The sequence below is a fragment of the Phytobacter diazotrophicus genome (genome assembly GCF_052061655.1).
GTDB lineage: Bacteria > Pseudomonadota > Gammaproteobacteria > Enterobacterales > Enterobacteriaceae > Phytobacter > Phytobacter diazotrophicus.
This window is the reverse complement of record NZ_CM125428.1, coordinates 1,007,149-1,033,809: the sequence shown is the minus strand read 5'-3', so window position 1 is coordinate 1,033,809 and position 26,661 is coordinate 1,007,149. Positions and strand designations below refer to the sequence as shown.

20 protein-coding genes and 3 tRNA genes are annotated in these 26,661 nt (G+C 54.8%); 8 read left to right on the top strand and 15 right to left on the bottom strand.

The window, feature by feature from the left end; genetic code table 11:
* Positions 1-1,368: an L-serine ammonia-lyase gene (locus ACS0RQ_RS05005; RefSeq protein ID WP_271851727.1), complete on the top strand. Its 1,368-nt coding sequence runs from the start codon at positions 1-3 to the stop codon at positions 1,366-1,368.
* Positions 1,369-1,478: 110 nt separating this feature from the next.
* Complete coding sequence (gene xni / locus ACS0RQ_RS05000) at positions 1,479-2,234, top strand: flap endonuclease Xni (protein WP_271851728.1); 756 nt, start codon at positions 1,479-1,481, stop codon at positions 2,232-2,234.
* Between the two features lie 75 nt (positions 2,235-2,309).
* Here xni and rlmM read toward each other — a convergent pair whose 3' ends face one another.
* From rlmM to ACS0RQ_RS04980, 4 genes are all read right to left on the bottom strand, one after another.
* Complete coding sequence (gene rlmM / locus ACS0RQ_RS04995) at positions 2,310-3,410, bottom strand: 23S rRNA (cytidine(2498)-2'-O)-methyltransferase RlmM (RefSeq protein WP_271851729.1); 1,101 nt, start codon at positions 3,408-3,410, stop codon at positions 2,310-2,312.
* Positions 3,403-3,798 carry a DUF423 domain-containing protein gene (locus tag ACS0RQ_RS04990; RefSeq protein ID WP_039077090.1) on the bottom strand — a complete coding sequence of 132 codons (396 nt, stop codon included), beginning with the start codon at positions 3,796-3,798 and terminating at the stop codon, positions 3,403-3,405. Before ACS0RQ_RS04990 ends, rlmM begins: the two co-directional genes overlap by 8 nt.
* Positions 3,799-3,836: 38 nt before the next feature.
* Positions 3,837-4,751 carry a glycine cleavage system transcriptional regulator GcvA gene (gene gcvA / locus ACS0RQ_RS04985; RefSeq protein WP_039077091.1) on the bottom strand — a complete coding sequence of 305 codons (915 nt, stop codon included), beginning with the start codon at positions 4,749-4,751 and terminating at the stop codon, positions 3,837-3,839.
* 350 nt (positions 4,752-5,101) lie between these two features.
* A complete protein-coding gene (locus tag ACS0RQ_RS04980) occupies positions 5,102-5,332 on the bottom strand; it encodes a YgdI/YgdR family lipoprotein (protein ID WP_039077092.1) in 231 nt (76 codons plus the stop codon).
* Positions 5,333-5,525: 193 nt separating this feature from the next.
* Here ACS0RQ_RS04980 and csdA point away from each other — a divergent pair, with 193 nt between their 5' ends.
* A complete protein-coding gene (csdA, locus tag ACS0RQ_RS04975) occupies positions 5,526-6,731 on the top strand; it encodes a cysteine desulfurase CsdA (protein ID WP_271851730.1) in 1,206 nt (401 codons plus the stop codon).
* Positions 6,731-7,180 (top strand): cysteine desulfurase sulfur acceptor subunit CsdE, encoded by a 450-nt coding sequence (csdE, locus tag ACS0RQ_RS04970; RefSeq protein WP_271851731.1) that lies wholly within the window; start codon positions 6,731-6,733, stop codon positions 7,178-7,180. The genes csdA and csdE overlap by 1 nt, the downstream gene beginning before the upstream one ends.
* Here csdE and tcdA read toward each other — a convergent pair.
* On the bottom strand, positions 7,165-7,977 hold the full coding sequence (tcdA, locus tag ACS0RQ_RS04965) for a tRNA cyclic N6-threonylcarbamoyladenosine(37) synthase TcdA (RefSeq protein WP_271851733.1): 813 nt from the start codon (positions 7,975-7,977) through the stop codon (positions 7,165-7,167). The genes csdE and tcdA overlap by 16 nt on opposite strands.
* A 210-nt stretch (positions 7,978-8,187) precedes the next feature.
* Positions 8,188-9,285: a murein transglycosylase A gene (gene mltA, locus ACS0RQ_RS04960; protein WP_271851734.1), complete on the bottom strand. Its 1,098-nt coding sequence runs from the start codon at positions 9,283-9,285 to the stop codon at positions 8,188-8,190.
* A 204-nt stretch (positions 9,286-9,489) separates the two neighbouring features.
* Between mltA and ACS0RQ_RS04955 the strand changes: the two genes are divergently transcribed.
* The 3 genes from ACS0RQ_RS04955 to ACS0RQ_RS04945 all read left to right on the top strand — a co-directional run bounded on the left by ACS0RQ_RS04955 (position 9,490) and on the right by ACS0RQ_RS04945 (position 9,809).
* Positions 9,490-9,566: transfer RNA gene (locus ACS0RQ_RS04955), tRNA-Met, on the top strand.
* 45 nt (positions 9,567-9,611) lie between these two features.
* A tRNA-Met gene (locus ACS0RQ_RS04950) sits at positions 9,612-9,688 on the top strand.
* 44 nt (positions 9,689-9,732) lie between these two features.
* Positions 9,733-9,809 (top strand) — tRNA-Met (locus ACS0RQ_RS04945).
* Positions 9,810-10,092: 283 nt separating this feature from the next.
* Here the strand turns inward: ACS0RQ_RS04945 and amiC are convergent.
* Complete coding sequence (gene amiC / locus ACS0RQ_RS04940; RefSeq protein WP_271851736.1) at positions 10,093-11,346, bottom strand: N-acetylmuramoyl-L-alanine amidase AmiC; 1,254 nt, start codon at positions 11,344-11,346, stop codon at positions 10,093-10,095.
* 226 nt (positions 11,347-11,572) lie between these two features.
* Here amiC and argA point away from each other — a divergent pair, with 226 nt between their 5' ends.
* Entirely contained in the window at positions 11,573-12,904 is a 1,332-nt protein-coding gene (gene argA, locus ACS0RQ_RS04935; protein WP_039077099.1) for an amino-acid N-acetyltransferase, read from the top strand.
* A 39-nt stretch (positions 12,905-12,943) separates the two neighbouring features.
* Here the strand turns inward: argA and recD are convergent, their stop codons facing one another.
* The 8 genes from recD to ACS0RQ_RS04895 all read right to left on the bottom strand — a co-directional run bounded on the left by recD (position 12,944) and on the right by ACS0RQ_RS04895 (position 26,470).
* Complete coding sequence (gene recD, locus ACS0RQ_RS04930; protein ID WP_271851738.1) at positions 12,944-14,776, bottom strand: exodeoxyribonuclease V subunit alpha; 1,833 nt, start codon at positions 14,774-14,776, stop codon at positions 12,944-12,946.
* Entirely contained in the window at positions 14,773-18,318 is a 3,546-nt protein-coding gene (gene recB / locus ACS0RQ_RS04925) for an exodeoxyribonuclease V subunit beta (protein WP_271851740.1), read from the bottom strand. Before recB ends, recD begins: the two co-directional genes overlap by 4 nt.
* Complete coding sequence (gene ptrA / locus ACS0RQ_RS04920) at positions 18,311-21,199, bottom strand: pitrilysin (protein ID WP_271851741.1); 2,889 nt, start codon at positions 21,197-21,199, stop codon at positions 18,311-18,313. Before ptrA ends, recB begins: the two co-directional genes overlap by 8 nt.
* A 156-nt stretch (positions 21,200-21,355) precedes the next feature.
* Positions 21,356-24,727: an exodeoxyribonuclease V subunit gamma gene (gene recC, locus ACS0RQ_RS04915; protein ID WP_271851742.1), complete on the bottom strand. Its 3,372-nt coding sequence runs from the start codon at positions 24,725-24,727 to the stop codon at positions 21,356-21,358.
* 12 nt (positions 24,728-24,739) lie between these two features.
* The gene (locus tag ACS0RQ_RS04910; RefSeq protein WP_039077104.1) at positions 24,740-25,060 is read right to left on the bottom strand and encodes a prepilin-type N-terminal cleavage/methylation domain-containing protein; all 321 of its coding nucleotides are present in this window, start codon (positions 25,058-25,060) and stop codon (positions 24,740-24,742) included.
* Positions 25,045-25,452 carry a DUF2509 family protein gene (locus ACS0RQ_RS04905; RefSeq protein WP_271851745.1) on the bottom strand — a complete coding sequence of 136 codons (408 nt, stop codon included), beginning with the start codon at positions 25,450-25,452 and terminating at the stop codon, positions 25,045-25,047. The genes ACS0RQ_RS04910 and ACS0RQ_RS04905 overlap by 16 nt, the downstream gene beginning before the upstream one ends.
* Entirely contained in the window at positions 25,449-26,012 is a 564-nt protein-coding gene (locus ACS0RQ_RS04900) for a prepilin peptidase-dependent protein (protein WP_271851747.1), read from the bottom strand. Before ACS0RQ_RS04900 ends, ACS0RQ_RS04905 begins: the two co-directional genes overlap by 4 nt.
* Entirely contained in the window at positions 26,006-26,470 is a 465-nt protein-coding gene (locus ACS0RQ_RS04895) for a prepilin peptidase-dependent protein (RefSeq protein WP_334633335.1), read from the bottom strand. Before ACS0RQ_RS04895 ends, ACS0RQ_RS04900 begins: the two co-directional genes overlap by 7 nt.
* Positions 26,471-26,661 lie beyond the last annotated feature (191 nt).

Here is a 26,661-nt window from a genome sequence, read left to right as displayed (position 1 = left end):
ATGATCAGCGTATTCGATATTTTTAAAATCGGTATTGGCCCTTCCAGCTCCCACACCGTTGGGCCAATGAAAGCCGGTAAGCAGTTCACGGACGACCTGATCGCACGCGACATGCTGCAAAACGTCACCCGTGTTGTGGTGGACGTTTACGGTTCCCTCTCACTGACCGGGAAAGGTCACCATACGGATATCGCCATCATTATGGGGCTGGCGGGAAATCTGCCGGACACGGTGGATATCGACGCCATTCCTGACTTTATTCAGGACGTTAATACCCACGGACGGCTGCTACTGGCAAACGGCGCCCATGAAGTGGAGTTCCCGGTTGATAAGTGCATGAATTTCCACGCAGATAATTTATCACTGCATGAAAACGGGATGCGCATCACCGCCCTGAACGGTGAAAACGTGCTGTACAGCCAGACTTATTACTCTATCGGCGGCGGCTTTATTGTTGATGAAGCTCATTTTGGTCAGAGCAATGACGCCCCTGTCGACGTACCTTACCCGTACAAATCGGCTGCGGACCTCCAACAACACTGCCGCGAAACCGGGCTCTCCCTTTCCGGCCTGATGATGCAAAACGAGCTGGCGCTGCACAGCAAGGCAGAGCTGGAGGCGCATCTTTCCGCCGTCTGGGACGTCATGCGCGGTGGAATTGAACGCGGCATCACCACCGAAGGTGTGCTGCCAGGCAAACTGCGTGTGCCGCGCCGGGCGGCGGCATTGCGCCGTTTGCTGGTGAGCAGCGATAAAACCACCAGCGACCCGATGGCGGTGGTCGACTGGATTAACATGTTCGCGCTGGCCGTCAATGAAGAAAACGCGGCAGGCGGGCGCGTGGTGACGGCCCCGACCAACGGTGCCTGCGGCATTGTCCCGGCGGTACTGGCCTACTACGACAAGTTTATCCGTGAGGTCAACGCCAATTCGCTGGCGCGCTATCTGCTCACCGCCAGTGCCATTGGCTCACTCTATAAAATGAACGCCTCAATTTCCGGCGCGGAAGTGGGTTGCCAGGGCGAAGTCGGCGTCGCCTGCTCCATGGCCGCCGCCGGGCTGGCTGAACTGCTCGGTGGAAGCCCGGCCCAGGTATGTATCGCCGCAGAAATCGGCATGGAGCATAACCTTGGCCTGACCTGCGATCCGGTGGCCGGACAGGTGCAGGTGCCCTGCATCGAGCGTAACGCCATCGCCTCGGTAAAAGCGGTCAACGCCGCGCGGATGGCGCTACGCCGGACCAGCGAGCCGCGTGTTTGCCTGGATAAAGTTATCGAGACAATGTACGAAACCGGCAAGGATATGAACGCCAAATATCGCGAAACCTCGCGTGGTGGTCTGGCGATGAAAATCGTCGCCTGCGATTAATCATCCGGCGCCTCGTTTTGCGAGGCGTCTTCCCGAATCCCCTGCTGCGGATAGTCTCACGGCCCCGTCAATGTTACCCTGAATGCCTGTATCATGGCCTGGAGGGAACAGTGGCTATCCATCTGCTTATTGTTGACGCACTCAACCTTATTCGACGTATTCACGCAGTTCAGGGTTCGCCCTGCGTCACCACCTGCCAGCACGCGCTGGATCAGCTGATACTCCACAGCCAGCCTACCCACGCGGTCGCCGTGTTTGACGATGAGGCCCGCAACCAAAGCTGGCGGCACCAGAGGCTGCCCGATTACAAAGCCGGAAGGCCGCCAATGCCGGAAACCCTGCATGATGAGATGCCGGACCTGCGTGCCGCTTTTGCTCAGCGCGGTGTACAAAGTTGGGTGTCGCCGGGTAACGAAGCCGACGATCTGGCCGCTACGCTCGCCTGCAAAGTAGCAAAAGCAGGACATCAGGCCACCATCGTCTCGACGGATAAAGGCTACTGCCAGCTTCTGGAGCCGGGCATCCGCATTCGCGATTACTTTCAGAAACGCTGGCTGGATGCCCCCTTTATCGCCAGCGAGTTCGGCGTTTCCCCCCAGCAGCTCCCCGACTACTGGGGCCTTGCGGGTATCAGCAGTTCAAAAATACCCGGGGTTGCGGGGATTGGCCCGAAAAGCGCGGCCCAGTTGCTGACCGACTTTCAGGATCTGGAGGGTCTGTATGCCCGTCTGGATGAGGTGCCGGAGAAGTGGCGCAAGAAGCTCGAAGAGCATAAAGAGATGGCCTTTGTCTGCCGCGATATCTCGCGCCTGCAAACGGATATCCATATTGATGGCAACTTACAGCAGTTGCGTCTTTCCCGGTAACCACCAACCAGCGTTTAGCCTGTAAAGCGGGAAAGTAAACTGACCTGCCAGGCAGGTCAGTTATATGGGAAACGCTTAGCGCTCGTCGCGACGCCCACCCACCGCAGCCCACCAGCGACGGACGTGAACCGTCACCTCTTCGCGGTCATGGTAAAGCTGGCGCGCCTGGATCTCGGCATTGATGCCGTGCGCCTGAAGCTGTTCCTGAATATACGCCAGGTTTTGCTGCACCTCTTCGTAGCGCTTTTTCATCGGCAACTTGAGGTTAAAAATGGTTTCGCGACACCAGCCGTTAACCAGCCATTGCGCCATCAGCGCGGCCACTTTAGCTGGTTTTTCTACCATGTCGCAGACCATCCAGGAGATGTTGTTACGGTTTGGACGGTAGCGGAAGCCATCTTCCGGCAGCCAGGTCACCTGCCCGGTATCCATCAGGCTTTGCGCCATCGGACCATTATCCACGGAGACAACCCACATATTGCGTTTGACCAGTTGATAGGTCCAGCCGCCAGGGCAAGCCCCCAGATCCACCGCGTGCATACCGTTCGCCAGGCGCTCGTCCCACTCATCGGCCGGGATAAACACATGGAAAGCTTCTTCCAGTTTCAGCGTTGAGCGGCTTGGCGCATCGGAAGGGAACTTGAGACGCGGGATGCCCATATAAAATGGTGAGTTATTGGTAGTGTAAGAGTACCCGGTATAGCAACAGCCCGGCGCGATAAAGAACACATGCACCACCGGGCGCTTCGACGTCTCGTAGTTCACCAGAATGCCCGCCTCACGCAGCGCCGCACGCAGCGGCACGGTGAATTTGCGGCAGAACTTCATCAGCTCTTTGCTTTCGTTGGTGTCAGCCACTTCAACGCGTAAGTCACCGCCTTTCTCCACGACACCCTGCAACATCCCCACGATCGGAGTAATGCGATCTTCCGGCGGCAGATTCTGTAATAACTCGCCGACCACAAACATCTGACGGGCGAAGATCAACGAGCTGAACGGCAGTTCACGCGCCAGCTTGTCTGCGTCATCAGGCTGATAACATTCGAAAATGACATAGCCCGCGTTCTCTTTGACGCGGGCAAAACCAAACACCTCGCGGCGCCCGGCTTTGTCGGTAATTTCTGCGGCACACTCTTTCTCGAAACCAGGGCGGCACAGTAAAACAACTTTATTCATGAACAACGCCCTTACGTTTCAGACGGATTGCACCAATAAACATTAACACCCATCCTGCCAGGAAGCAGACGCCGCCAACAGGGGTAACAAACGCCCACAGGCGCAGATGCGAAAGCGCCAGGCAATACAGACTGCCGCTAAATAACACCGTGCCCAGGGCCAGAAATACACTACTCCAGTAAAACCAGATGCTGATACGACGTTGCATCGCCACCGCCAGCCCCAGAACCGCCAGCGTATGGAATGCCTGATAGTTGAGGCCGGTTTGGATCCAGCCCATCTCAACAACGCCCATCGATTTACTTAAAACATGTGCGCCGAATGCTCCCAGCGCAACATAAACAAAACCGCTCACTGCGGCGAAAATCAACATGAAACGGCTGGTCATGTGCGTACCCTAAAGTCATGCGCTTACCGCGCGTACAATTATTGTTCGTAGCGGAAACGAAATTTTTCCTGCTCGCTTGCCGCTTTTGCCAGGATCCACTGTCGAAAGGCGGCTATTTTACCCAGTTCTGCCTGGCTGTCATGACAAACCAGATAAAACGCGTTCTTACTGACCAGAACATCATTAAAAGGGCAGACCAGACGGCCTGCTTCAATTTCGGACTGTGCCATCACATTGTTGGCCAGTGCGATCCCCTGTCCATGGATTGCCGCCTGTAGCACCATCGCGCTATGGCTAAAAATAGGTCCCTGCTGAACGTTAAGATTAAGACCCAATTGCCGCGTATAAGTTTGCCAGTCCCGGCGGGATGCATCGTGCAACAGCGTGTGCTGCGCCAAATCCGCTGGCGTTTTCAAGGGCTTATCACCGGTTAATAATAACGGTGAACAGACCGGCAACAGATATTCCGCGTACAATTTTTCAACACGCAGTCCAGGCCAGTTGCCGCGACCATAAAAAATGGCCACGTCGACGTCATCCGCCAGTTTGTCTTCCTGGCGATCTACAGCCTGGATTCGAACGTCGATTCCCGGATAAGCTGAGTTAAAGCTAGAGAGGCGGGGTACCATCCATTGAATGGCAAAACTGGGCAGCAAACTGACCGTCAATGCCCCTTTAGCACTGCGGGCCTGGAGCTTACGCGTCGCTTCGGTCAGTTGGGAAAATATCTCTTTAATATCCTGAAAATAACTCTGCCCTTCCTCGGTTAATAGCAGAGAACGATTACGCCGACGAAACAATTTGAGCCCCAGAAAATCCTCGAGAGACTTGATTTGGTGGCTTACTGCGGCCTGCGTCACAAATAACTCATCTGCCGCGCGCGTGAAACTTAAATGGCGCGCCGCAGCATCAAAAACACGTAATGCATTAAGGGGTGGTAATCGCTTGGACATGGTTATCAGGCTTAGATGTTAAGGCGTTTTAACAAACAGGAAACAATGCGTAACCTATTAGTTTTTTTTATCTGAGCCATTATAATTTGTCCGTTGAGCTTCTACCAGCAAATACCTATAGTGGCGGCACTTCCTGAGCCGGAACGAGAAGCTTTTTTTGGAATGCGTGTTCTGAAGGGCTTTTGGCTTACGGTTGTGATGTTGTGTTGTTGTGTTTGCAATTGGTCTGAAATTCAGGCCACGGTAGCGAGACTACCCTTTTTCACTTCCTGTACATTTACCCTGTCTGTCCATAGTGATTAATGTAGCACCGCAAGATTGCGGTGCTTTTTTTTGCCCGAAAAACGGCGTTATTTCTTCTCCAGCGCAACCATCTCTTTCACATCGCTACGGTTGATTTGCTGTTCGTTGCCGTTGGCATCTTTATAAGAAATCATACCGGTCTGATCGTCAGTTTTCGGTTTCCCGTCGGAGACAATCGTACGCCCGTCATTGGTATGTAAGGCGTAGTTAGGACCGGAACAGGCGCTCAGTGCAAAAGTAAATAAACAGGCAGAAATAATTGCAGCAGTCTTTTTCATCTTCTTTCTCCTCATAGCAATTAATGCTAAATAAACCTCAATAACTGACAGGCTTAAACATCCATCTAACAGTAATTAGCATAACCTGCTTACAGAAGGTTGCCTGGACAAACAGACAATTCCGATGGTTATCAACCTCCTTGCTCCGGGGATGAATTTGCGCGACGATCAACAGATTGATACGAGGAATACCATGAACGCTTTCAACCCGGCGCAGTTTCGCGCCCAGTTTCCCGCGCTTGCCGATGCCGGTATTTATCTGGACAGCGCCGCCACAGCGTTAAAACCGCAGGCGGTCATCGATGCAACGCAGCAATTTTATAGCCTGAGCGCCGGTAACGTTCACCGCAGCCAGTTTGCCGAAGCGCAAAAACTGACAGCGCGTTACGAATCTGCCCGCGATCAGGTGGCGACGCTGCTCAATGCCCCGTCGGGTAAGAACATCGTCTGGACACGGGGCACCACCGAAGCCATCAATATGGTGGCGCAAAGCTACGCACGCCCTCGCCTGAATGCCGGGGATGAAATCATCGTCAGCGAAGCCGAGCACCATGCCAACCTGGTACCGTGGCTGATGGTCGCAGAACAGACCGGCGCACGTGTGATTAAGCTGCCGCTGGGAGTGGATAACCTGCCGGATATCAGTCAATTACCACAGCTCCTTACTCCACGCAGCCGAATTCTCGCTCTGGGACAGATGTCGAACGTCACCGGCGGGTGTCCGAATCTGGAGCAGGCTATCGCCATTGCGCATGAGGCAGGCATGGTCGTGATGGTGGACGGCGCACAGGGGGTTGTGCATTTCCCGGCAGACGTTCAGCGTCTGGACATCGACTTTTATGCCTTTTCCGGCCATAAGCTGTATGGCCCAACGGGCATCGGCGTGCTGTACGGTAAATCGCATCTGCTGGATGCCATGTCACCGTGGTTAGGTGGTGGAAAAATGATTACCGAAGTGACATTTGACGGTTTTCAGACGCAGCCTGTGCCGTACAAACTTGAGGCGGGTACGCCAAACGTGGCCGGAGTAATTGGCCTCGGCGCGGCGCTGGAGTGGCTTAACGGTGTCGATATCGCCCAGGCGGAAAGTTACAGCCGTGGCCTGGCGACGCTTGCCGAAGACGCGCTCGCAAAACGGGCGGGCTTTCGCTCTTTCCGCTGCCAGGATTCCAGCCTGCTGGCCTTCGATTTTGAAGGTGTACACCACAGCGATATGGTCACTCTGTTGGCGGGTTATGGCATTGCACTGCGGGCCGGGCAACATTGCGCACAACCGCTGCTGGCGGCGCTTGGGGTAAAAGGGACGCTTCGCGCCTCTTTTGCACCCTATAATACCCAACATGATGTGGACGCGCTGGTTGACGCCGTTGACCGCGCCTTAAATTTACTGGTGGATTGATGATTAATGCCGCATTTGCCGGGCATCCCTTTGGCCATTCGATTACCGAAGAGACGCTACGCCAGACCTTTCTTCCTCTTAAACAGTGGGAAGATAAATACCGTCAGCTCATTTTGCTGGGCAAACAGTTACCCTCGCTTTCCGACGAACTGAAAGCGCAGGCGCGAGAAATCGCAGGCTGTGAAAACCGTGTCTGGCTGGGGTGTACAGCCGCAGAAAACGGCGCGCTGCACTTTTTTGGCGACAGCGAGGGTCGAATCGTTCGCGGTATGCTGGCCGTACTGCTGACGGCCATCGAAGGCAAGCTGCCACAGGTCTTGCTGGCAGGCGATCCGCTGGAACTCTTTGACGAACTGGGATTGCGCGCGGAGCTCAGTGCTTCACGTAATCAGGGGCTGGCGGCCCTGGCGGCCGCCGTGCAGGATGCCGCACGTCAGGCGCTTGCCTGACGCTCCGCTTTTGCCATCATTTTTTTCAGTGCATGGGACACCGCCACAAAACCAAAGGTGGCGGTCACCATGGTCGCGGCGCCAAAACCTGACGCACAATCCATCCGTTTTGGCCCTTCTGCCGTGCTTTTCATCGCGCACACTGAGCCATCTGCCTGCGGGTAAACCAGCGCTTCGGTGGAAAAAACACAATCCACGCCCAGTTTGCCTTTGCTGTTTTTGACCACGCCAAAATCGCTTTTGAGGCGCTCACGCAGTTTTGCCGCCAGCGGATCCTGAATGGTTTTTGCCAGATCGGCCACCTGGATTTGCGTCGGATCGATCTGTCCGCCTGCACCGCCTGTGGTCACCAACGGGATTTTATTGCGGCGGCACCAGGCGATCAGCGCCGCTTTCGGGCGCACGCTGTCGATGGCGTCAATCACGTAGCTGTAACCGGCCGCCATGTACTGGGCGACGTTATTGGCCGTCACGAAATCGTCAATCACGGTGACGCGACACTCCGGGTTGATCAGCGAAATACGCTGCGCCATCACTTCCGCTTTTGCCAGACCAACGTTGTCACGCAGGGCATGAATCTGCCGGTTGGTATTGGTCACGCAGACATCATCCATATCGATCAATGTAATAGCGCCAATTCCTGTTCGCGCCAGCGCTTCGGCAACCCATGAACCGACTCCGCCGATGCCAACGACGCAGATATGCGAATCGGCAAACAGTTGTAGCGCTTTTTCACCGTATAAACGCGCCGTGCCGCCAAAACGCTGACGCCAGGCATCGCTGATTACCACAGACATAAGACCTCAGATGTAAAAAGGGTGAGGTTTATCCCTCACCCATGATATTGCTGACAACCCTGGAGCGATGAAGTTAGGAGAACTCCCCGGTGGCGCTTCGCTTACCGGGGCTACAAGACCGTAGACCGGGTCAGGCACTTGCGCCGCCATTCGGGGCGACGCCACTCCATAAATCCGTTATTCTTGAAAACCAATTTTAGCGTATCACACTCAACCGCTAAAGACGTTACCCGTCCCCGGCGCGGTTTTCAGCACCCACACGCGACCATAATGGTTGTACCATCCGGCACGGTGACCAGCATCCGGGCCAATCCCCTGATAGATATCGAAGTGCTGGCCCTTAATGGCGCCGCCAACATCCAGCGCCACCATCAGCCGTAACTCATACTGACCGGTAAATTTGCCATTCGCATCAAGCAGCGGCACTTCTGCCAACAGCGTGGTGCCCGCCGGGATAATACTGCGGTCAGACGCAACGGATGCGCGGCCAATCAGCGGTACCGCACTCGCCCCTTTCACCGGTGCGTAGGATTGCGGTTTAAAGAAGACAAATGACGGGTTTTCTTCCAGTAAGGCACGCACTTCCGCTTCACTGTGGGTTTCACCCCAGTGGCGGATTGCCTGCATCGACATGTCTTCTTTTTTATACTCGCCCCGGTCGATCAGCACTTTACCGATACTGCGATAGGGATGACCATTTTTGCCAGCATAGCTAAAGAAGTTCAGCGGGCTACCGTCGCCAAAATCAATATAACCGCTCCCCTGAACGTCCATGATGAAGTTATCCATCAGCGAGTTGCTATAGGCCAGCACGTAGCTGTCGCTCAATGCGCCCGCGTAAATCTCGGCGCGGGAAGGCAGACGCCCGCGTTTGGACGGCATGCGATAAATCGGATACTGGAACTCGCCCTGGCGGGTATGGCGCGCCTGCACAACCGGCGTGTAATAACCGGTGAACTGGACGTTACCGTAGTTATCCGCCCCTTCCATCTGCCAGGCATCAATACCGTACTGACGCATCATGCGGGTATCGCCTCCGGCACGCAGCCACTGCTGTACCGCGTTATAAACGTTGCTCTGTCCTGAATAGAGGCGCGGAGAAGCGCTGCGGATTTGATTTACCTGCTCGGCAAAGTCGCCCGCGTTAATCGGCGCGCCAGTCGCATCAGGCTGGTTTACCAGAGAGAAAGGCTGGGAGAATTTCCCGTCCTTATATTGTTGACCGCGATCGGTCGGCTTTGAAGTACAGGCGGCGAGAAGTGCTGCCATTGCGCCTGCGAGTAGATATTTTGCCCAACGTCCTTTCATTTCTCTCATCTTCTGGTTAATCCGGAGCGTGATGAAGATAACAAACCGCCCCTGCGAATGAAATGCGATTGCGCAACCTGCCGCAAATGCAGTACAAAAAACACCCTTATCGTACTGTTTTTATACAAATGTCGCGCTAATAAGCTATTCCGTTAAAAAAGGGTTGCATCAAAATGTTAGCGGAGTATAGTGCGCATCCACGGACGCGGGGTGGAGCAGCCTGGTAGCTCGTCGGGCTCATAACCCGAAGGTCGTCGGTTCAAATCCGGCCCCCGCAACCAATTAAAATCAGAAGTAAATTTACTCGATGGAAGAGTAAACGCGGACGCGGGGTGGAGCAGCCTGGTAGCTCGTCGGGCTCATAACCCGAAGGTCGTCGGTTCAAATCCGGCCCCCGCAACCAATTACAATCTGATGCACATTTACTCGATGAAGAGTAAAGACGGACGCGGGGTGGAGCAGCCTGGTAGCTCGTCGGGCTCATAACCCGAAGGTCGTCGGTTCAAATCCGGCCCCCGCAACCAATTTCATAAGCACCCTCAAGGGTGTTTTTTTGTTTTTATTCTTCACCCTTCAGGCTGTGCCATTGTTGGCTGCCCTCATTCACCCCAGTCACGTACCCTTGTACGCTCCCGGGGATTCATTCCGTTGCCGCCTCGGCACAACCTGAATGTTTCGAATAAAAATCCTGAGTTCACCCTTCAGGCTGTGCCATTGTTGGCTGCCCTCATTCACCCCAGTCACGTACCCTTGTACGCTCCCGGGGATTCATTCCGTTGCCGCCTCAAATAAATCCTGACTAAAACACTAGCCTCTTCTTGCCAGCGTTGCGCCATCGGCAAAGTACGCCTTAATCCCTGCAAGGATCGACTCCGCCACCTCTCGCTGGAATTTCGCCGTCTTAAGCTTACGCTCTTCTTCCACGTTACTGATAAACGCCGTTTCGACCAGAATCGACGGAATATCCGGTGCTTTCAGTACCGCGAACCCAGCCTGCTCGACACTGTTTTTATGCAGGTTGTTAACATTGCCCAGCTTGTTGAGCACCGCTTTGCCAAATTTCAGGCTGTCGTTAATGGTTAATGACTGCACCATATCGAACATCGTATGGTCGAGATAACGATCCCCGCTCTTGCTAACCCCACCGATTAAGTCGGAGGCATTCTGCGTTTCTGCAAGGTATTTCGCCGCCGTACTGGTTGCCCCTTTGGTTGAGAGGGCAAAGACCGACGAACCGCTAGGCTGGCGGCTGCTAAAGGCATCCGCATGAATTGAAACAAACAGGTCGGCGCGCTGCTTTTGTGCTTTGGCGACACGTACTTTCAAGGGGATAAACACATCCTCATTGCGCGTCATGTAGGCTTTCATATTGCCTTCCTGCTCAATCAGCGCGCGCAGGCGACGGGCGATTTGCAGCACCACATCTTTTTCGCGGGTCCGGTATTTCCCGATGGCGCCCGGATCCTCACCGCCATGGCCAGGATCGAGCATAATAACGATCGGACGATCCCGCCCCGCTTTGCCCGGCTGTGGCCCGCTTTGCGCTGGTGGCACCTGTTTTTCCAGGTCGCCCTGGTTGTACTCTTCCAGAAGCGCGAGCAGCGGATCCTGAACATCTTTCGCATTCGCCGGATAAAGATCCATTACCAGACGTTCTTTAAACCCTGCCACCGGCGCAAGGGCGAAGAGCTGCGGTTTAATATCCTGCTTAAGCTCAAACACCATACGCACCGTTTTTGGATCGAACTGCCCAACGCGCGCAGATTTGATAAAAGGATCATCGCCGCGAATTTGTGTCCCCATTCCTTTCAAAACGGAGTTCAGGTTAACGTCTTCAATATCAACAACCAGCCGATCCGGATTGCTGAGCGCAAACTGGCGATATTTCAGCACACGGTTAGACTCAACGGTCACGCGAGTATAGGTTGACGCAGGCCAGACACGCACCGCCACCACCTGACTGACGGCGGCAAGACCGACCTGACTCACGCTCAATAACCACATAGCGCCCGCCCCTTGTAACAATCGGCGGCGGCTCAGCCTTGATTGACTTCCCGACATGCTTCTCCCGAGCAAAAAAGATGAAATACTAAGTAAACGTCAGATTTGACCGAAAACTTTAACGAATGACGCATAAACTGTCATCTATAAAAGGGTAAACATACACAATCCATGCAATGGCACGCAGGAATTATTCTTTGTCTAAGGCGAATTTATGGCTTGCACCCAGCACCATAAAAGAATAAAAATACACAATTTACGAATAATCATGCAGTGAGGGTTGGCCGTGGTAAAGGAACGCAGAACCGAACTGGTACAGGGATTTCGCCATTCTGTTCCCTATATTAATACCCATCGGGGAAAAACGTTTGTCATCATGTTGGGTGGCGAAGCCATTGAACATGAAAACTTTTCCAGCATTGTCAGCGATATAGGCTTACTCCACAGCCTCGGTATTCGCCTGGTGGTAGTGTATGGCGCACGTCCGCAGATTGATGCCAATCTTGCTGCGCATAATCACGAACCGGTGTATCACAAACATACCCGTGTGACAGATGCCAAAACGCTTGAACTGGTGAAACAGGCCGCCGGTCTGCTGCAACTGGATATTACCGCTCGCCTCTCCATGAGTCTGAACAATACGCCATTGCAGGGCGCGCACATTAACGTGGTGAGCGGCAACTTCATCATCGCCCAACCGCTGGGCGTGGACGATGGCGTTGACTATTGCCATAGCGGACGTATCCGTCGTATCGATGAAGAAGCCATCCACCGCCAGTTAGACAGCGGCGCTATTGTGCTACTCGGCCCCGTTGCGGTGTCTGTCACTGGCGAAAGCTTTAACCTCACATCGGAAGAGATTGCGACACAACTGGCCATCAAACTGAAAGCAGAAAAGATGATTGGCTTTTGTTCATCGCAGGGCGTCTACAACGAAGATGGGCAGATTGTCTCCGAGATGTTCCCGAACGAAGCCCAGTCGCGGGTCGAGTCACTGGAAGAGCAAGGCGATTACCACTCCGGAACAGTACGTTTCCTGCGTGGCGCGATGAAAGCCTGCCGCAGTGGCGTTCGCCGCAGCCACCTGATCAGTTATCAGGAAGATGGCGCCTTATTGCAGGAACTGTTCTCTCGCGACGGTATCGGTACGCAGATTGTGATGGAGAGCGCGGAACAGATCCGTCGTGCCACCATTAACGATATCGGCGGCATTCTTGAGCTGATTCGTCCACTGGAGCAGCAAGGTATTCTGGTGCGTCGTTCGCGCGAACAACTGGAGATGGAGATCGATAAATTCACCATCATTCAGCGCGATAACCTGACCATCGCCTGTGCGGCGCTCTATCCGTTCCAGGAAGAAAAAATCGGCGAAATGGCCTGCGTAGCGGTACATCCGGACTATCGCAGTTCATCGCGCGGCGAGGTGTTGCTTGAGCGCATTGCGGCCCAGGCGAGACAGATGGGTCTGAGCAAACTCTTTGTCCTCACCACCCGCAGCATCCACTGGTTCCAGGAGCGCGGCTTTACCCCGGTGGATATCGATTCCCTGCCGGAAAGTAAAAAAGAGATGTATAACTATCAGCGGCGTTCAAAAGTGCTGATGGCAGATTTGGGCTAAGTTGCCTCATAGCCCTCACCGCCGGGTGAGGGCTATGTTCTACATCGTTTCAAAAATGGCATTCAGCCCGCTTCGCCGTTCGGTACGCGTGGCAATAGCCTGCGCCAGTATGCGTTCATCGGCATACAGCGACAGCCGTTTTTTCGCACGGGTAATCGCGGTATAAACCAGCTCTCTCGTTACCACCGGCACAATCTGGCCTGGCAAAATCAGTGCCGCATGATCAAACTCCGAGCCCTGCGATTTATGCACCGTCATCGCCCAGGCGGTATCATGTTCCGGTAAACGACTGGGCTGCACCGATTTCAGACTACCGTCAGGTAACGGGAACCAGACACGAATGCCCTGCCCCTGATCGAGCGCAATCCCAATATCGCCGTTAAACAACCCCAGCGAGGCGTCATTACGCGTGATCATGACCGGCCTGCCGTGATACCAGCGCGCATGCGCCGGGCGGGTAATCCGTCGCTGCCGGACCAGCGCCTGCTCAATACGATCGTTCAGCCCACTCACGCCAAATGGCCCTTCACGCAATGCACACAACAGTTGATACTCACCAAAAGCGGCGAGGACCTCTTGTGGCTGCGCGCCATCGCGTACCAGCCCAAGAAAATGACCGTAGCCTGCCAGTGCATCATCAATCATGCCCTGATAGTCTTCTGCGCTTTGCAGGTGCTTGTTTTCGATATCGCTAAAGCCCTGGCTCAGCACCGCGCTTGCCGCCGTTTTATCACCACGGTTAACCGCCGCCGCCAGTTGCCCGATACCCGAATCACTGCCGAAGCGGTAACTTTTTTGCAGCAGGCACAGACTGTCACGTAGCGCACTGGCCGAAGTGCCTTCTCCTGCGGGTACGGTTGTTCCAGTTATCCGCGAGAGCTGCGCGGCACGCTCTGGCGTAAACCCTTTATTGACCCAGGCGCAAATGTCTCCAAGTACCGCCCCTGCCTCTACGGACGCCAACTGGTCTCGGTCTCCGAGGAATATCACCCGGGCATGTTGCGGCAGTGCATCTATCAGTCTCGACATCATCGGCAGGTCAATCATCGAAGCTTCATCCACCACCAGCACATCCAGATGCAGTGGATTGCCAGCGTGATAACGCAGCCGTTGGCTACCGGGCAGCGCCCCCAGAAGACGATGCAGGGTACTGGCTTCATCAGGCAGCGTCGCCTTTTGTTTGTCAGTCAACGGCAACTGGCGAAGCGCCGCTCCTAAAGATTCCGTCAGGCGAGCGGCTGCTTTTCCGGTTGGTGCGGCAAGACAAATGCGACAGCGTGCGCCATCAGCCATTTGCACCAGCGCTGCAAGCAGCTTCGCCACCGTCGTGGTTTTCCCGGTGCCAGGCCCGCCCGAGATCACCGATACGCGGCGGGTAAGCGCAACCGCCGCTGCCACCTTCTGCCAGTTAATGTCATCCGAAGGCTGAAACAGGTCGTCCAGCGCCTGCCGCAGACGGTTTTCATCTACCTCCAACGGTTGATTAACCCTGGCAAAAAAGGCGGCAATACTGCATTCGTTGCACCACATACGGTTCAGATACAGTCGCTCACCCACGAGGATCATCGGCGTTGCCACCTCCCCCTCACTCACCGCAGGCGAGGCCAGCAACGTTTTTCGCCAGTCCGCCGGATAACCGGCTTCTTCATAAAGAGAAGCCAGTAGCGGATGCGCTCTGGCGGGCAGGTTTTCCGGCGCTAAACGGGAGAGGGGCAAGCAGACATGCCCTTCTCCGGCATCAAAGCTCAGCATTGCCGCTGCCAGCATTACCGCCGGTTCATCATCGCTGGCCACGGTCAGGGCGAATTGCACATCCAGCGGACGCAAGATTTTTAGCTCTACGGCGTGTTGCAGTAACGTACGCAGTCTCATTGCGCCACCTCCAGTGTTTCCCCGGCAAACAGGGCATCCATCTGGCTTATCAGCGCCGCGTCAGGCCGGGTGGTAAAGATCCCCTGCTGCGAATTATCGGCCTCGACGCCACGCAGGAAGAGGTAAATAACGCCACCAAAGTGGTGCTCATAATCGTACCCGGCGATGCGGTGGCGCAGGTAACGATGAAGGGCAAGTGTATAAAGCTGATACTGCAAATCGTAACGGTGAGATTGCATGGCGGCAGCCATTGCCTCACGGGTATAGGCCTCGGCGGATTCTCCCAGCCAGTTCGATTTATAATCCAACAGGTAGTAACGCCCTTCGTGGCGGAATACCAGGTCAATAAACCCTTTTAACATGCCGCGCACCTCGCGAAAATCCAGCGGCGGACAGCCGGCCGACAACGGATCGTACTGGCGTATCAGCGCATCGAGCGCCCCGGCGCGCAGATTTTGGGCAATCGGGATATAGAACTCCATCTCTACCTGCTTTTCCTTTGCCGTTAACTGATGCAACGACGCCCCCGTATCGGCCAGGGGAACGTGAAGGATCGTGTCAATCCATTCGCTGATAACCGGCTGCCAGTGCTCTTCAAAACCGCCGCGCTGGAGTTTCTCTGCCACCCAGGCTGGGGCAATCGGCTGGGTGAAATCCAGATCTTCAAACAGGCTGTGTAAGAACGTCCCCGGCGAGGCGCCACGTGGGAACTGATGCGGCGTCAGCATTGGCTCCGCCAGCAGATCTCGCTCCCCGGCGGCATCAAGGTCCAGACGCGGCAATAAATCCTGCGCAATGCCATGCGCACGCTGTTGCAGCCCGGAATAACTGGTCACGCGCCAGTCATCACGTACGGTTCGTGTCATCTGGCGGGCCGTTAACGCCTGCACGACGTCTTGCGGAGCCTGCCAGCGAACGTTGTCCGACACATCGGGCACACAAAGGGCGATATTATCGTTACACAGCGCCTCGACGCAGGCCCGAAGCCCCTGCGCATCGCGAGGTTGTCCCTGCTGAATAAGCCGTCCCAATGCGTTGAGATGGAAATCGCTGTCACCCGTTTTCTCGCCGCGACGACGAGAAATAGGGGCAATTCCCAGACTGCAATGCCAGACCGAGCGCGTCAGCGCCACATACAGCAGACGCAGATCTTCCGCCAGGCGTTCCGTCTCCGCCAGTTCAATGCTCTCCTCGGCTTTGCTGAGGTCCAGCACTGGCGCAAACGACGTGCGGTCGTGGTAAAACGCCTGATCCTGAACGCGGAAATTGGCGATAAAAGGCAGCCAGACCAGCGGGTACTCCAGCCCTTTCGATTTATGGATGGTGACGATTTTCACCAGATGTTTGTCGCTTTCCAGACGCAACTGTTCACTCGACGAATTCGCATCCGGTTCGGCGATATGCTGTGCCAGCCAACGCACCAGCGCATGTTCGCTCTCTACCTGTGTGCCCGCTTCCTGCAGTAATTCACTCAGGTGCAAAATGTCCGTCAGACGGCGTTCGCCACCCGGTGTCGCCAGCAGGTTTTCCGCCACGTGGCGCGCACTCATCAGTGCACGTAGCATTGGCATAACGCCGCGCTTAAGCCACATGTCCCGCCAGCCAGCAAACTCTTCTACTATCGCATCCCAGGCGGCTTCGTCCTGGTTAAGCGTTTCGATATCCAGCGCACTCAAACCGAGCATGGATGTCGCCAGTGCGCTACGTAACGTGTTTTCACGTTCCGGCGCCAGCACCGCCTGTAATAGCCAGAGCAGCTCCTGGGCCTCCGGCGTATCAAACACGCTGTCACGGTTAGAAAGATAAACCGAGGGAATATTAAGAAGACCCAACGCATCGCGAATCAGTGACGCCTCATGGCGGCTACGAATCAGCACGGTAATATCAGAAGCTTTCACAGGACGAGTCGTTTTTCCCTCATGCAGCAACGCCTCCCCCTTCTGCCCGGCTATCAGCCAGTCGCGGATTTGCGTCGCGCAGAGTTCAGCCATAAAGGTTTGATAATCCCCGACGCCGACCCCCTCGCTTTTCATCAGCCACATCGCCATTGCCGGCTGTTTTTCTCCTTTTAGCGTAAAACGCAGCGACTGGTTCTTCGCCGCTGATTTCACTGGCAGGAAAGGAATTTGCCGAAACATAAAGGCGTTGTCGGTCTGGCTGAAAAGCTGATTAACACTCTCCACCATTCCCGGCGCGGAACGCCAGTTGGTATCGAGCGTATAACGAGCGTTTACTTCATCGCGCGCTTTCATGTAGGTAAAAATATCGGCCCCGCGAAACGCGTAAATAGCCTGTTTCGGATCGCCTATCAGAAGAAGCCCGCTTTCCGGCTGGTGGTGCCAGATACGACGGAAAATACGATACTGCTGGGGGTCGGTATCCTGAAATTCATCAATCATGGCGACCGGGAAACGGGTGCGGATCGCCGTTGCCAGCGCCTCGCCACTCGCGCTTTGCAAGGCGCTGTCCAGCCGACTCAACATGTCGTCAAAACCGAGTTCGCCACGGCGACGCTTTTCTCTGGCCACCGCTTCACGGATCTCGCGCATCGCGCTGGTTAGCATCAAATCATTGAGCGTCAGCGGTGCATTCAGTAAGGTTTCAATCGCCTCGAAAACCGCATGTTCCGGTACCACACCGCCCTCTTTGGTCCGCTCACGCAGGAACGATTGTGCAAACTTTTCCAGCGCTTCCGGCAACTGATAACTACAGGTCGTCTCATTGGCCCAAGCGCTGATCTTCTCGATCCAGCGGGCCTGGTTGGTACGATTGAATTTTTGCCGCATGATCCCGGAGCCTTCAATTAGCGGCCCCAGTTCGTCCACGGACGCAACCCACTGCTGCTTAACGCCATCGATCTGCTCAATGATTTTCTGATGGCGACTCTCCAGCGTTTCATCTGCTGGCGGTGCGGCTTTGATTTGCGGCGCTTCCCCCTGCAAATACCGGTCAATGGCTTTGAGCAAATCATGCGGGCCTTTCCACGACTCGTGAACCACCTGTGCCAGGTCACGCGGCAAGGGGTAACAGTGGCGACGCCAGAAGTCTGCGCAAGCCTGGTAGCGCAGCAGTGACTCGTCTTCGATCAGTTGCTGTTCAAACAGCATGCCGGATTCAAAGGCATTGAGGCTAAGCATGCGCTGGCAAAAGCCGTGGATAGTAAAGACGGCCGCTTCATCCATCTGCCGTTCAGCGAGCATTAGCCACTGCGCGGCCTGTTGCTTATCAGTGATCTCGCGCAACAGGCTGGCATATAACGGGTTGTCGGTTGTTTCGCGCAAACAGGCGATGCGAAGTTCATGGATATTGCTGCGAATGCGACCGCGAAGTTCTTCGGTGGCGGCCTCGGTAAAGGTCACCACCAACAACTCTTCGACGTTTAACGGGCGTGGAAAGGCGGCATTGCCGCCTAAACCAAGTAGCAGCCGCAGGTAAAGTGCGGCGATGGTGAAGGTCTTACCGGTGCCCGCAGAGGCTTCAATCAGGCGCTCGCCGGTTAGCGGCAAGCGGAGTGGATCAAGGGTCTCAGCGGTTTCACTCATTTTTCTCGCTCATCAGGGGTAAAGATTGCTGCAACGCGCTGACGCTGTCCCAGACTTTCCACCCTTCGGGCTGCGCGTACTCCGCTTTCCCACTTTGGCTTCCGGAAATCTGTGACAATACCGCCATGCCCTGCGGCTCAACCACCGCCTGATGGAAGAAATCGGCAAGTTTCTGCGGCGTCAGCAGTTTTATCTGAGCCACTACTTTATCACGTGAATCGAAGCGCATATTGCCCCGATCAAAATCTTTACTGAGTTTTGAGGCTTCTTCGCCCAGCGTCTGCGGCGCCTGCTGGATTTGCGCGATAACCCCTTGTTGGATTTGCGCAAATTCTTCCGGCTTCATGGCACGCAGCTTCGCTTCCGCGGTGGGGAAGAAGGCCTTATAACGCTCCCACAACCAGGCAGGCTGCTTGCTGTTGCTCTGTAATAAGAAACCCATCCCCCACTGACGGCCAATGCTCATTGGGAAGGCGAACACCGCATAACCAAGCTGCTCTTCGGTACGCAATTGGTTATAAAACCACGGCTGGATGATCTGCCCGAGCATTGCGCTATAAGCCGAGCTGGTGTACTCATCGACCCCTGACGGAACAAACACGGCGGCCAACGCGGAATCGGTGCTGTTGCCTGCTTTTTCGAATATCACCGACTGCGGTTTGTCGATCAGTACCTCTTTGTTGCGACACCATTCGCTGCCTTTCGCGCCCAATTGCTCCTGAACGCCGTGCGCCAGGTCTTTAGCCTGCTGGTCGGTAAGGTTCCCCACCACCAGAAATTCAGGACGCGCATTGGTTTTCAGTGCATCACGATAAGCAAGAATGTCATCCAGTGTGATTGACGGCAGCAGCGCACGACGATCTTCTCGCTGGAAGTAAGGCACCTGAGAGAGCATCTGGACTGGCATGATAGCCTGATCAAATGCTTTGCCTTTATCCGCGGAGTCCATCATTTGCGCATACCAGGATTTCGCCTGTTCAAGTTGCTCTGCGGTCGGCGTATAGCTGAAATATCCCGCCAGCAACGCCTGGAACAACTGTGGCAAACGCTGGGTATACCCGTTGGCGTTGAGCATCAGACCATTATTGGCATTGGTCGAGAAACTGATGCCGCCTGCCGCCGCCTGATTACTTAACTGGTCCAGCGCGATCCCCGCCAGATAGTCGTTCAGGGCGAACATTACCTGGTTTTTCGCGCTATCCATCGCTTTTGGATTACGCAGCACCACGCTCACATCCGCTTTCGGTTCGTTCGCGAAATAGCGGCTCGGCATGTAGACCACCCGCAGGTTTGGCTCGTCAACGATCAGCTCCGGATTGGTGTACTCTTTCGCCGGTTTGATCAGCGTAAAGTCATCCGGAATATACGGATTAAGTTCGGGAGTTTTCAGCGTAATTTCGGCCGACTGCTGCTGCCACTGTGCAAATAGTTGCGGGGTGATTTTATTCACCTGATACGGCGCGTCGACAAAATATGCTGTTTTGTCATGTGGCTCAGTAGGGCTGATATACCAGATACGGGCATTTTGCGGCGTCATTTCATCCAGACGTGTCTGCACGGCTTTGGCGTCATACTGGTCGGCAATATTTACCGAATCCAGTGTGTGCGCCACCGGCACGCGGATCATGGTGTCCGCCAGCCATTCCACGTATCCCATATCACGCGTAATCGACGGGTAGCGAAAATCGAGATCCAGAATGTGCGCCAGTTCGTCAAAATAGCGCTTATCCACGCCCTTATCGCGCAGCATAGTGAGATAGCTAAAAATAGCCGCCACCACCTTATCACGGTTGGCCTGGCCTTTATCCGTCAGGGTGGCAGAGATAGCCAGCACACCGCTATTTCCGTTCACGACCGGGTCAGAATCTGCCCGGATACCTTCTGCCAACCCCTGTTTTTGCAGCCAGTCAGAGAGCGTTCCCGGGCTACGGTTACCGATAAGATAGGTGATCAGCTCATCCGTTTTGCTACGAAATTGCGCGGTGTTGTTATCAATGCGAAATTCAACGCGCAGCACCTTGCGCGGCACCGCCGGGACGTAGTGAATAATGATGCCTTTTTGCGCATCGGTAACTACCGGAACATCGATAGTTGGACGTTCAATGTTTTTATTCGGCACCCGGCCAAAGGTATCAACCGCAATTTTCGCCAGCTCCGGCAAAGGGCGATTACTGTAAATCACCGCTTTCATCAGATTGGCAGAATAGTATTTTTCGTGAAACGCGAGCAGCGCTTCGTGCACCGGACTACCGGGCTTATCACTCAGCGTTTCGAGGTTACCACCAGAGAAGCGTGCGCCAGGGTGCGCCGGGTTGATGGTCTCCGCGCTCACCTGCGCCATACGCATCCCGTCACGGGTACGCGCCATGGTCAACTCTGCATTGACAGCGTTGCGCTCGCGATCGGCATATTTTTTCTCAAGCAACGGTGCGGCAATCGCATCAGCCAGTCGGTCAACGGCCCCTTCCAGCGCGTTGTTTTCCACTTCCAGATAAAACGCGGTGCGATAGGGCGCGGTGCTGGCGTTATGGCTACCACCGTGCATTTTCAGAAATTCGGAGAGGCTATCCGGCTGCGGGTATTTTTTCGAGCCCATCAGAGACATATGCTCAAGATAATGGGCAAGGCCGGGATGCGCGGCAGGGTCTTCAAGGGAACCTACCGGGACGACAAGTGCAGAAAGGGATTTTACCGCCTGGGAATCGGAAACCAGCAGTACTACCATGCCGTTGTCGAGACGAATCGCCTGATACTGGCGGGTATCTTTATCGCTCTTACGGATAGTTTCCTGTATCGGCTGCCAACCATTATCTGCCTGACTGTACGACGCCCAGAGGGCAAAGAACACAACGAAAGCTTTTAACCAGGTGCTGCGGGGCATTCACGAACCTCATCATTAACAATCCCCTCGCTTTCCAGCCTTGCTGAAACTTTCGGGGCAAACGTGCGTCGGCAGCATGCCGAACTCTTGGTATATCAGTCCGTGACCCGTCGCGCATAATAAAGGATGGTTCTTACTTGCGCAATTTTTATACAGTCATTTGGACTGATTAAATCGATACAGCGGTAACAGGTAACGCTGCGAAAGTGTCGTTATCTGCAGGTAATGCTCAGGGGTGAGGGTTCTCCACAGCCTCTGATACCAGATATCTTCACCTTCGCCGGTTGAAAACAAACCGCCTTCATACGCTTGCAAGAATTTACTTTGCGCTTTTTGCAGCGTTGTCTCATCCGATAACATGGCATCAATTGCTGCGTCGTAACAGGCTTTTATCCATGCGCCACCGCTTTCTGGTAGCAGCAGCAATGGTTTTGCCATCCCTTCGCGATAGCCTTCAATCATGAGCGCCAAATGTTGCAATGCGTCGTCCGGCTTCATCGCAGGAAAACGCCATTCGCCACCACTGCGGACAAATAAACGACTCTCCCCAACCCCGCCGCTAGCACAGTAGACAAGATGCTCAAGCCAAAGTTGCAAGCCCTGGGTAACGCTGAGTTTTGATGGTCGCCAGCGTAACAGGCCATCGGGCTGTACATGCGCCAGCCATCCGCTCAGATGCACACCTGCGCATTCCAGATCAACCTCCATGCTTTGACCAGGCTGGCGCTGCGCGATCACCCGGTCTGCCAGCTCCTGCATTTCAAGCTGCTGGGCTTCCCAGATAATCTCGCCAAACGCGCCATAGGGCAATGCTCCTGCCGCACGATAGTGACGAAAAAGCTTTTCAACGTCCTGTTGGTCCACCAGCGCATTGAGCAGTTCCTGGTTGAGCTGGTAGCGACTTAGCCCTTCCAGAATAAAAGGTTCGGCATCGGGGATATCGCTCTCTTCCGCACGGAAATTGACGCGTAGTCGCATCTGGAAAAAGGCGCGCACCGGGTGTGCCCAGAAACGCAACAGTTGCTCAAGCGTGAGCGATTCCAGCGCAAGCGGGGAAAGTTGCTGAATAAATTCAGGGTGCGCCGTGCCCTGTTGGCTTGCTGCGGGCAACCAGTCGCTGGCAAAGCTTTGCCACTCGCCAGGGCGGAAATTAGCAGCATCAAACGGCATACGAGGGTGCAGATAGCAAATATGTTCTTTAACGCGCTTTTCACTCTCATCGCAATTTAGCGCTTCATCACCCGGCAGGCAGTGGCTTTGCCCAATATAATCAAGTAACTCCTGCACCAGCACAGACGGAAAACGTTCGCTGTTATCCTGAATCGAGCGACCGATATAGCTGATGTAGAGTTTTTCCTGCGCGGAAATCAACGCCTCAAGGAACAGGTAGCGGTCATCATCACGACGGCTACGGTCACCGCGCTGGGATTGATGGCTCATCAGGTCAAACCCCAGCGGTGCAAGGGTTCGCGGATAGACGCCGTCATTCATACCCAACAGGCATACCGCTTTAAAAGGGATAGAACGCATTGGCATCAGGGTACAGATATTCACCGGCCCGGCCAGAAAGCGCTGGCTGATGCGCTCCTGATCGAGACGCTGCGCCAGTTCGTCGCGCAAGACGGAAAGTGGAATATCTTCGCCGTACGCTGCATCAATACCCTGTGCAATTATCGCCTGCCACTGCTGTTCGATAAGCGCCAGCGCAGCTTCTGTGTCCTGGTCGGGCAGGAAAAAGTCATTGAGCATCTCCCGACAGACCGGCAGCCACTCTTCAAGCGGACGCGCCTGCACCAGTCCCTGCCGCCAGGTATTAAGCTGCATGAGCAAGGAAGCGAGATGACCGACCAGCTCAGCAATCAGCCCGCTGGATTCATCATAAGGCAGAATGGATTGCCATTCCCCCTGACGACTTTCCATCGCGTATCCCAGCAGCATGCGGGTTAAACCAAATTGCCAGGTATGTTGTCCGGTCGCCGGGAGTTCCAGTTCACGGACATTATCGTCATCCATACCCCAGCGAATGCCCGACTCATTGACCCACTGGCGCAGGTAACGCAATCCCTCTTCATCAATATTGAAACGCGCCGCCAGTACGGGGACATCCAGCAGCGCCAGTACGTCTTCCGAAACAAATCGGCTATCGGGTAACGACAGCAAACTAATAAATGCCTGTAGCGCCGGATGCGCCTGACGTGCACGGCGGTCAGAAATGGCGTAAGGAATGTAACGCTCACCCACAGCGCTACCAAAAACAGACTGGATATACGGACTGTAGCTGTCGATATCAGCCACCATCACCACAATGTCTCTTGGCGTTAGCGACGGATCGGCCTCCAGCATCGCCAGCAGATTGTCATGTAATACTTCAACTTCCCGCTGTGGGCTATGACAGATATGAACCGTCACACTACGGTCGTCGGGCTCAAGCAGGCGCTTTTTATCGCTGCGCTCATACTCCTCGGCATTCACTCCTGCGACGGCGCTATTTTGCAGTTCCAACATGTCGTATTGCAGGTTCTGTAGAATGTGCCCAGGCGTAACATCGACAAACGCATCCAGGTCCTGGTAATTCTCCAGCCCGGCAAGCAGGTGCACATAATCGCGCCCCAGTTTGCCCCACGAGGCAAGCAGTGGGTTCGGTAAATTTTGCTCACCATCGCTGTTAAACAAGCCTTGTACAGCGCTCGCATCACGAAAAAGAGGGAGCGTTCGCTCGTCGCGATGATGTCGACGCTGGCGGGTCAGCAGTTTGGCTAAAAATGCCGGGTCTTTAATATCACCCCAGTAGTAGCGGCAAGGGTTGGTAAAGAGCAGGTGTACATCAATATGCTTACCCAGCGCCTGTAACGCCTGTAGGTAGACTGGCGGCAGCGCTGAAATGCCACATATAAATACGCGCGACGGTAACCCAGGCGGGCACTGTTCAGCAGATTCAAGCACATTGATAAAGCGCTGATAAAGATTGGCGCGGTGCCAGTGTGGCTGTCCAAGCTCGGCTGTATGCTCCACCAGGCGACGCCATAGCGGCGCCTGCCAGATTTGCGCCTCATCAAGACCATCCACTTTTTTCCCGGCTTCCCACAAGGTGAGCCACTCCGGTCGATAGACAAGGTATTGGTCGAAAAGATCTGCAATACGGGAGGAAAGCTGAAACAGCTTGCGCTTGTCGTCGTCATCGCTCAGGTAGTGGCGCAACATGACAAATTCGTCGTGCTCCAGCATCTCTGGTAGCAGCGACATCAGTTTCCAGCTCATACTCTGTTTATTAAATGCGCTCTCTTTTGGGATGTCCGGCAGGACACGCACAAACATATCCCAGATAAAACTGGCGGGGAGCGGAAAGTCGATATTGGCGGCTATGCCAAACTTCTGCGCCAGCGTCATTTGCAGCCATTGCGCCATACCCGTGCTCTGAACCAGCACCACTTCGGGTTCAAAAGGATCGCTGAGGTGATCGCGTTCAACGATAAACTCCATCAATGCTTCCAGCACATCCAAATGATTGGAGTGATAAACCCTTAGCATACGTGCTCCTGACTACTGGCTGTTTGGGCAAAATGTTCGCGTCATTTGCCCTTTTCTGCCCACTGGCGAAATGATAATAACCCTGATGCTGACACATCCCTGGTCGCTTGTCTGCTCCTTCTGTACCTGCCACCCTGCGGGTAGCGGCGGCGGATACATTTGCGCCTGCTGCCAGGCGTGGCGCCACAAAAGCCGGTACTGGCTCCATGCGTGAAAACCGGAGGCAAGCGCCCGATGATAGCCTCCCAGCGCGGTGACCACCATCACCAGCAAAACCATAGCCAGCAGCACTTCGGGCAGGCTAAATCCGCGCTGTCTTATGGAATCTGACATAGCGCCCTATCCTTACGTGGGCAAAAATCACTCCAGCCATGTGCGGAAAACACCACATTGTTACGCTCAATCTGCCCGCCTCGCCATAAACGTTGTTTGCCACTTCCCACGGTTAATAACACGGTCTGGTCACTGAGCACACGCAGGCATGCCTGCCAGGGTTCAGTGAGGTGTTGCAGACATTGCAACGCGGGCTCCCTGTGCCAGGGGTGCCTTTGCGCCCACATCATCGCCGACTGCACCTGCGCATACTGGCGAAGGTGCTCGCTCTCCGTGCTCACCCGGCGAATATGGGTCTTCAATTGCTGGTTTAATCCATTAAGCATCAGGCTACCGAGCATGAGCATAAGCAGCACCAGTGCCAGTGAAGACATCCCGCGTTCACGGTTCACAAGTTAAAACCACTCACGCTAAAGGCAGCCGAAATATGTTGCGTGTTCTGCTCTTTGATTTGGCCTGCAAGACTGATGGTAAAGACAGGCGCAAACCCAGTCGTTTTCTGTCGGGTAACCGTAAACAGGGTAATATCTACCGTGTTGGGATCCGTCATTTTATCCCAGCCCTTTCCTTCGCAGGATGTCGCGCCGCGCAAGGTTTCCAGCACACCGTTTTGCAGGCGAAACCCCGTCTGGTCGGCATCGCTGACCAGCGATGTTTCCCATCGTCCGTTGCTGTTAGCATCCCATTGCACCACCACGCAACTCCCATTACGCCCGATAGTCAACGCTTGCCCCACACATTCACCATTGCAATATCCGGCACGCTGAATGTGCCTGGCAACGGTATAGAGGCGCTGCCAGAGTTCATCTTCAAGCATCTGATGACGAGTCTGTTGCAGCACAGCAAACTGTAATGCGGGAAGAAAGCGCGCCGCCGCCAGCAGAATAACGCTCCCTATTGCCATCGCCAGCAAGGTCTCCAGCAAGGAAAACCCCTGTTGCCGGTCTAACATGATTCGTCCGCCACACGTTGACACAACCGTATCCTCCCCCAGCCCGACACCACGATCCGCCACTCACCCGCCTCACTTGCGACCCGAATATGCCCTCCCCATGCCGTATTACGCAGGCCATAGAAACCTAATGAAGGTGTAATTTCCACGAGGTTAACCTCAGGCCATACCGGGCGCATAAGATACGGGGAATCGATCGAGCAGCCTGTTTGCAGCTCCTGAGTATGCAGGCACCAGGCATCCTCAGAACGGGATGCCACAATAAGCCGCTCCTGGTTATGCCAGTTGGCATCATCGCGCAGCATCTCCAGGAAATGCCGCACCTGTAACGCGGTTTGCCATAAGCGCTGCTGGGCCTGCCAGGTACGCCAGCCGGTAATCCCGATGCCGCTCAGAATAACAATCAGCGCCACCGCAACCATCGTCTCAATCAGAGTAAATCCGTGTTCGTTTTTCATGGCGGCAGTCTGGCGCAGCATCGTCATAATGGCGAGCGGCCGGCGCCCGTTTTACGAGACGTCACGAAACAAACTGGCGGATTTGCAGCGGGTTACAAACGGTCTGGAAGATATGCCGAAGAATGCGTAATGAGGATAATAAATATCCTCCGGCATAGCCGGAGGTTTTTCAGATGCGCCTGTAAGGCTCT

Bases quoted from the DNA above. Each gene is read 5' to 3' on its own strand.
- ACS0RQ_RS05005 (WP_271851727.1), top strand. From the start codon at position 1: ATGATCAGCGTATTCGATATTTTTAAAATCGGTATTGGCCCTTCCAGC.
- rlmM (WP_271851729.1), bottom strand. From the start codon at position 3,410: ATGAATAAAGTTGTTTTACTGTGCCGCCCTGGTTTCGAGAAAGAGTGT.
- ACS0RQ_RS04990 (WP_039077090.1), bottom strand. From the start codon at position 3,798: ATGACCAGCCGTTTCATGTTGATTTTCGCCGCAGTGAGCGGTTTTGTT.
- gcvA (WP_039077091.1), bottom strand. From the start codon at position 4,751: ATGTCCAAGCGATTACCACCCCTTAATGCATTACGTGTTTTTGATGCT.
- ACS0RQ_RS04980 (WP_039077092.1), bottom strand. From the start codon at position 5,332: ATGAAAAAGACTGCTGCAATTATTTCTGCCTGTTTATTTACTTTTGCA.
- csdA (WP_271851730.1), top strand. From the start codon at position 5,526: ATGAACGCTTTCAACCCGGCGCAGTTTCGCGCCCAGTTTCCCGCGCTT.
- csdE (WP_271851731.1), top strand. From the start codon at position 6,731: ATGATTAATGCCGCATTTGCCGGGCATCCCTTTGGCCATTCGATTACC.
- tcdA (WP_271851733.1), bottom strand. From the start codon at position 7,977: ATGTCTGTGGTAATCAGCGATGCCTGGCGTCAGCGTTTTGGCGGCACG.
- mltA (WP_271851734.1), bottom strand. From the start codon at position 9,285: ATGAAAGGACGTTGGGCAAAATATCTACTCGCAGGCGCAATGGCAGCA.
- amiC (WP_271851736.1), bottom strand. From the start codon at position 11,346: ATGTCGGGAAGTCAATCAAGGCTGAGCCGCCGCCGATTGTTACAAGGG.
- recD (WP_271851738.1), bottom strand. From the start codon at position 14,776: ATGAGACTGCGTACGTTACTGCAACACGCCGTAGAGCTAAAAATCTTG.
- recB (WP_271851740.1), bottom strand. From the start codon at position 18,318: ATGAGTGAAACCGCTGAGACCCTTGATCCACTCCGCTTGCCGCTAACC.
- ptrA (WP_271851741.1), bottom strand. From the start codon at position 21,199: ATGCCCCGCAGCACCTGGTTAAAAGCTTTCGTTGTGTTCTTTGCCCTC.
- recC (WP_271851742.1), bottom strand. From the start codon at position 24,727: ATGCTAAGGGTTTATCACTCCAATCATTTGGATGTGCTGGAAGCATTG.
- ACS0RQ_RS04910 (WP_039077104.1), bottom strand. From the start codon at position 25,060: ATGTCAGATTCCATAAGACAGCGCGGATTTAGCCTGCCCGAAGTGCTG.
- ACS0RQ_RS04900 (WP_271851747.1), bottom strand. From the start codon at position 26,012: ATGTTAGACCGGCAACAGGGGTTTTCCTTGCTGGAGACCTTGCTGGCG.
- ACS0RQ_RS04895 (WP_334633335.1), bottom strand. From the start codon at position 26,470: ATGAAAAACGAACACGGATTTACTCTGATTGAGACGATGGTTGCGGTG.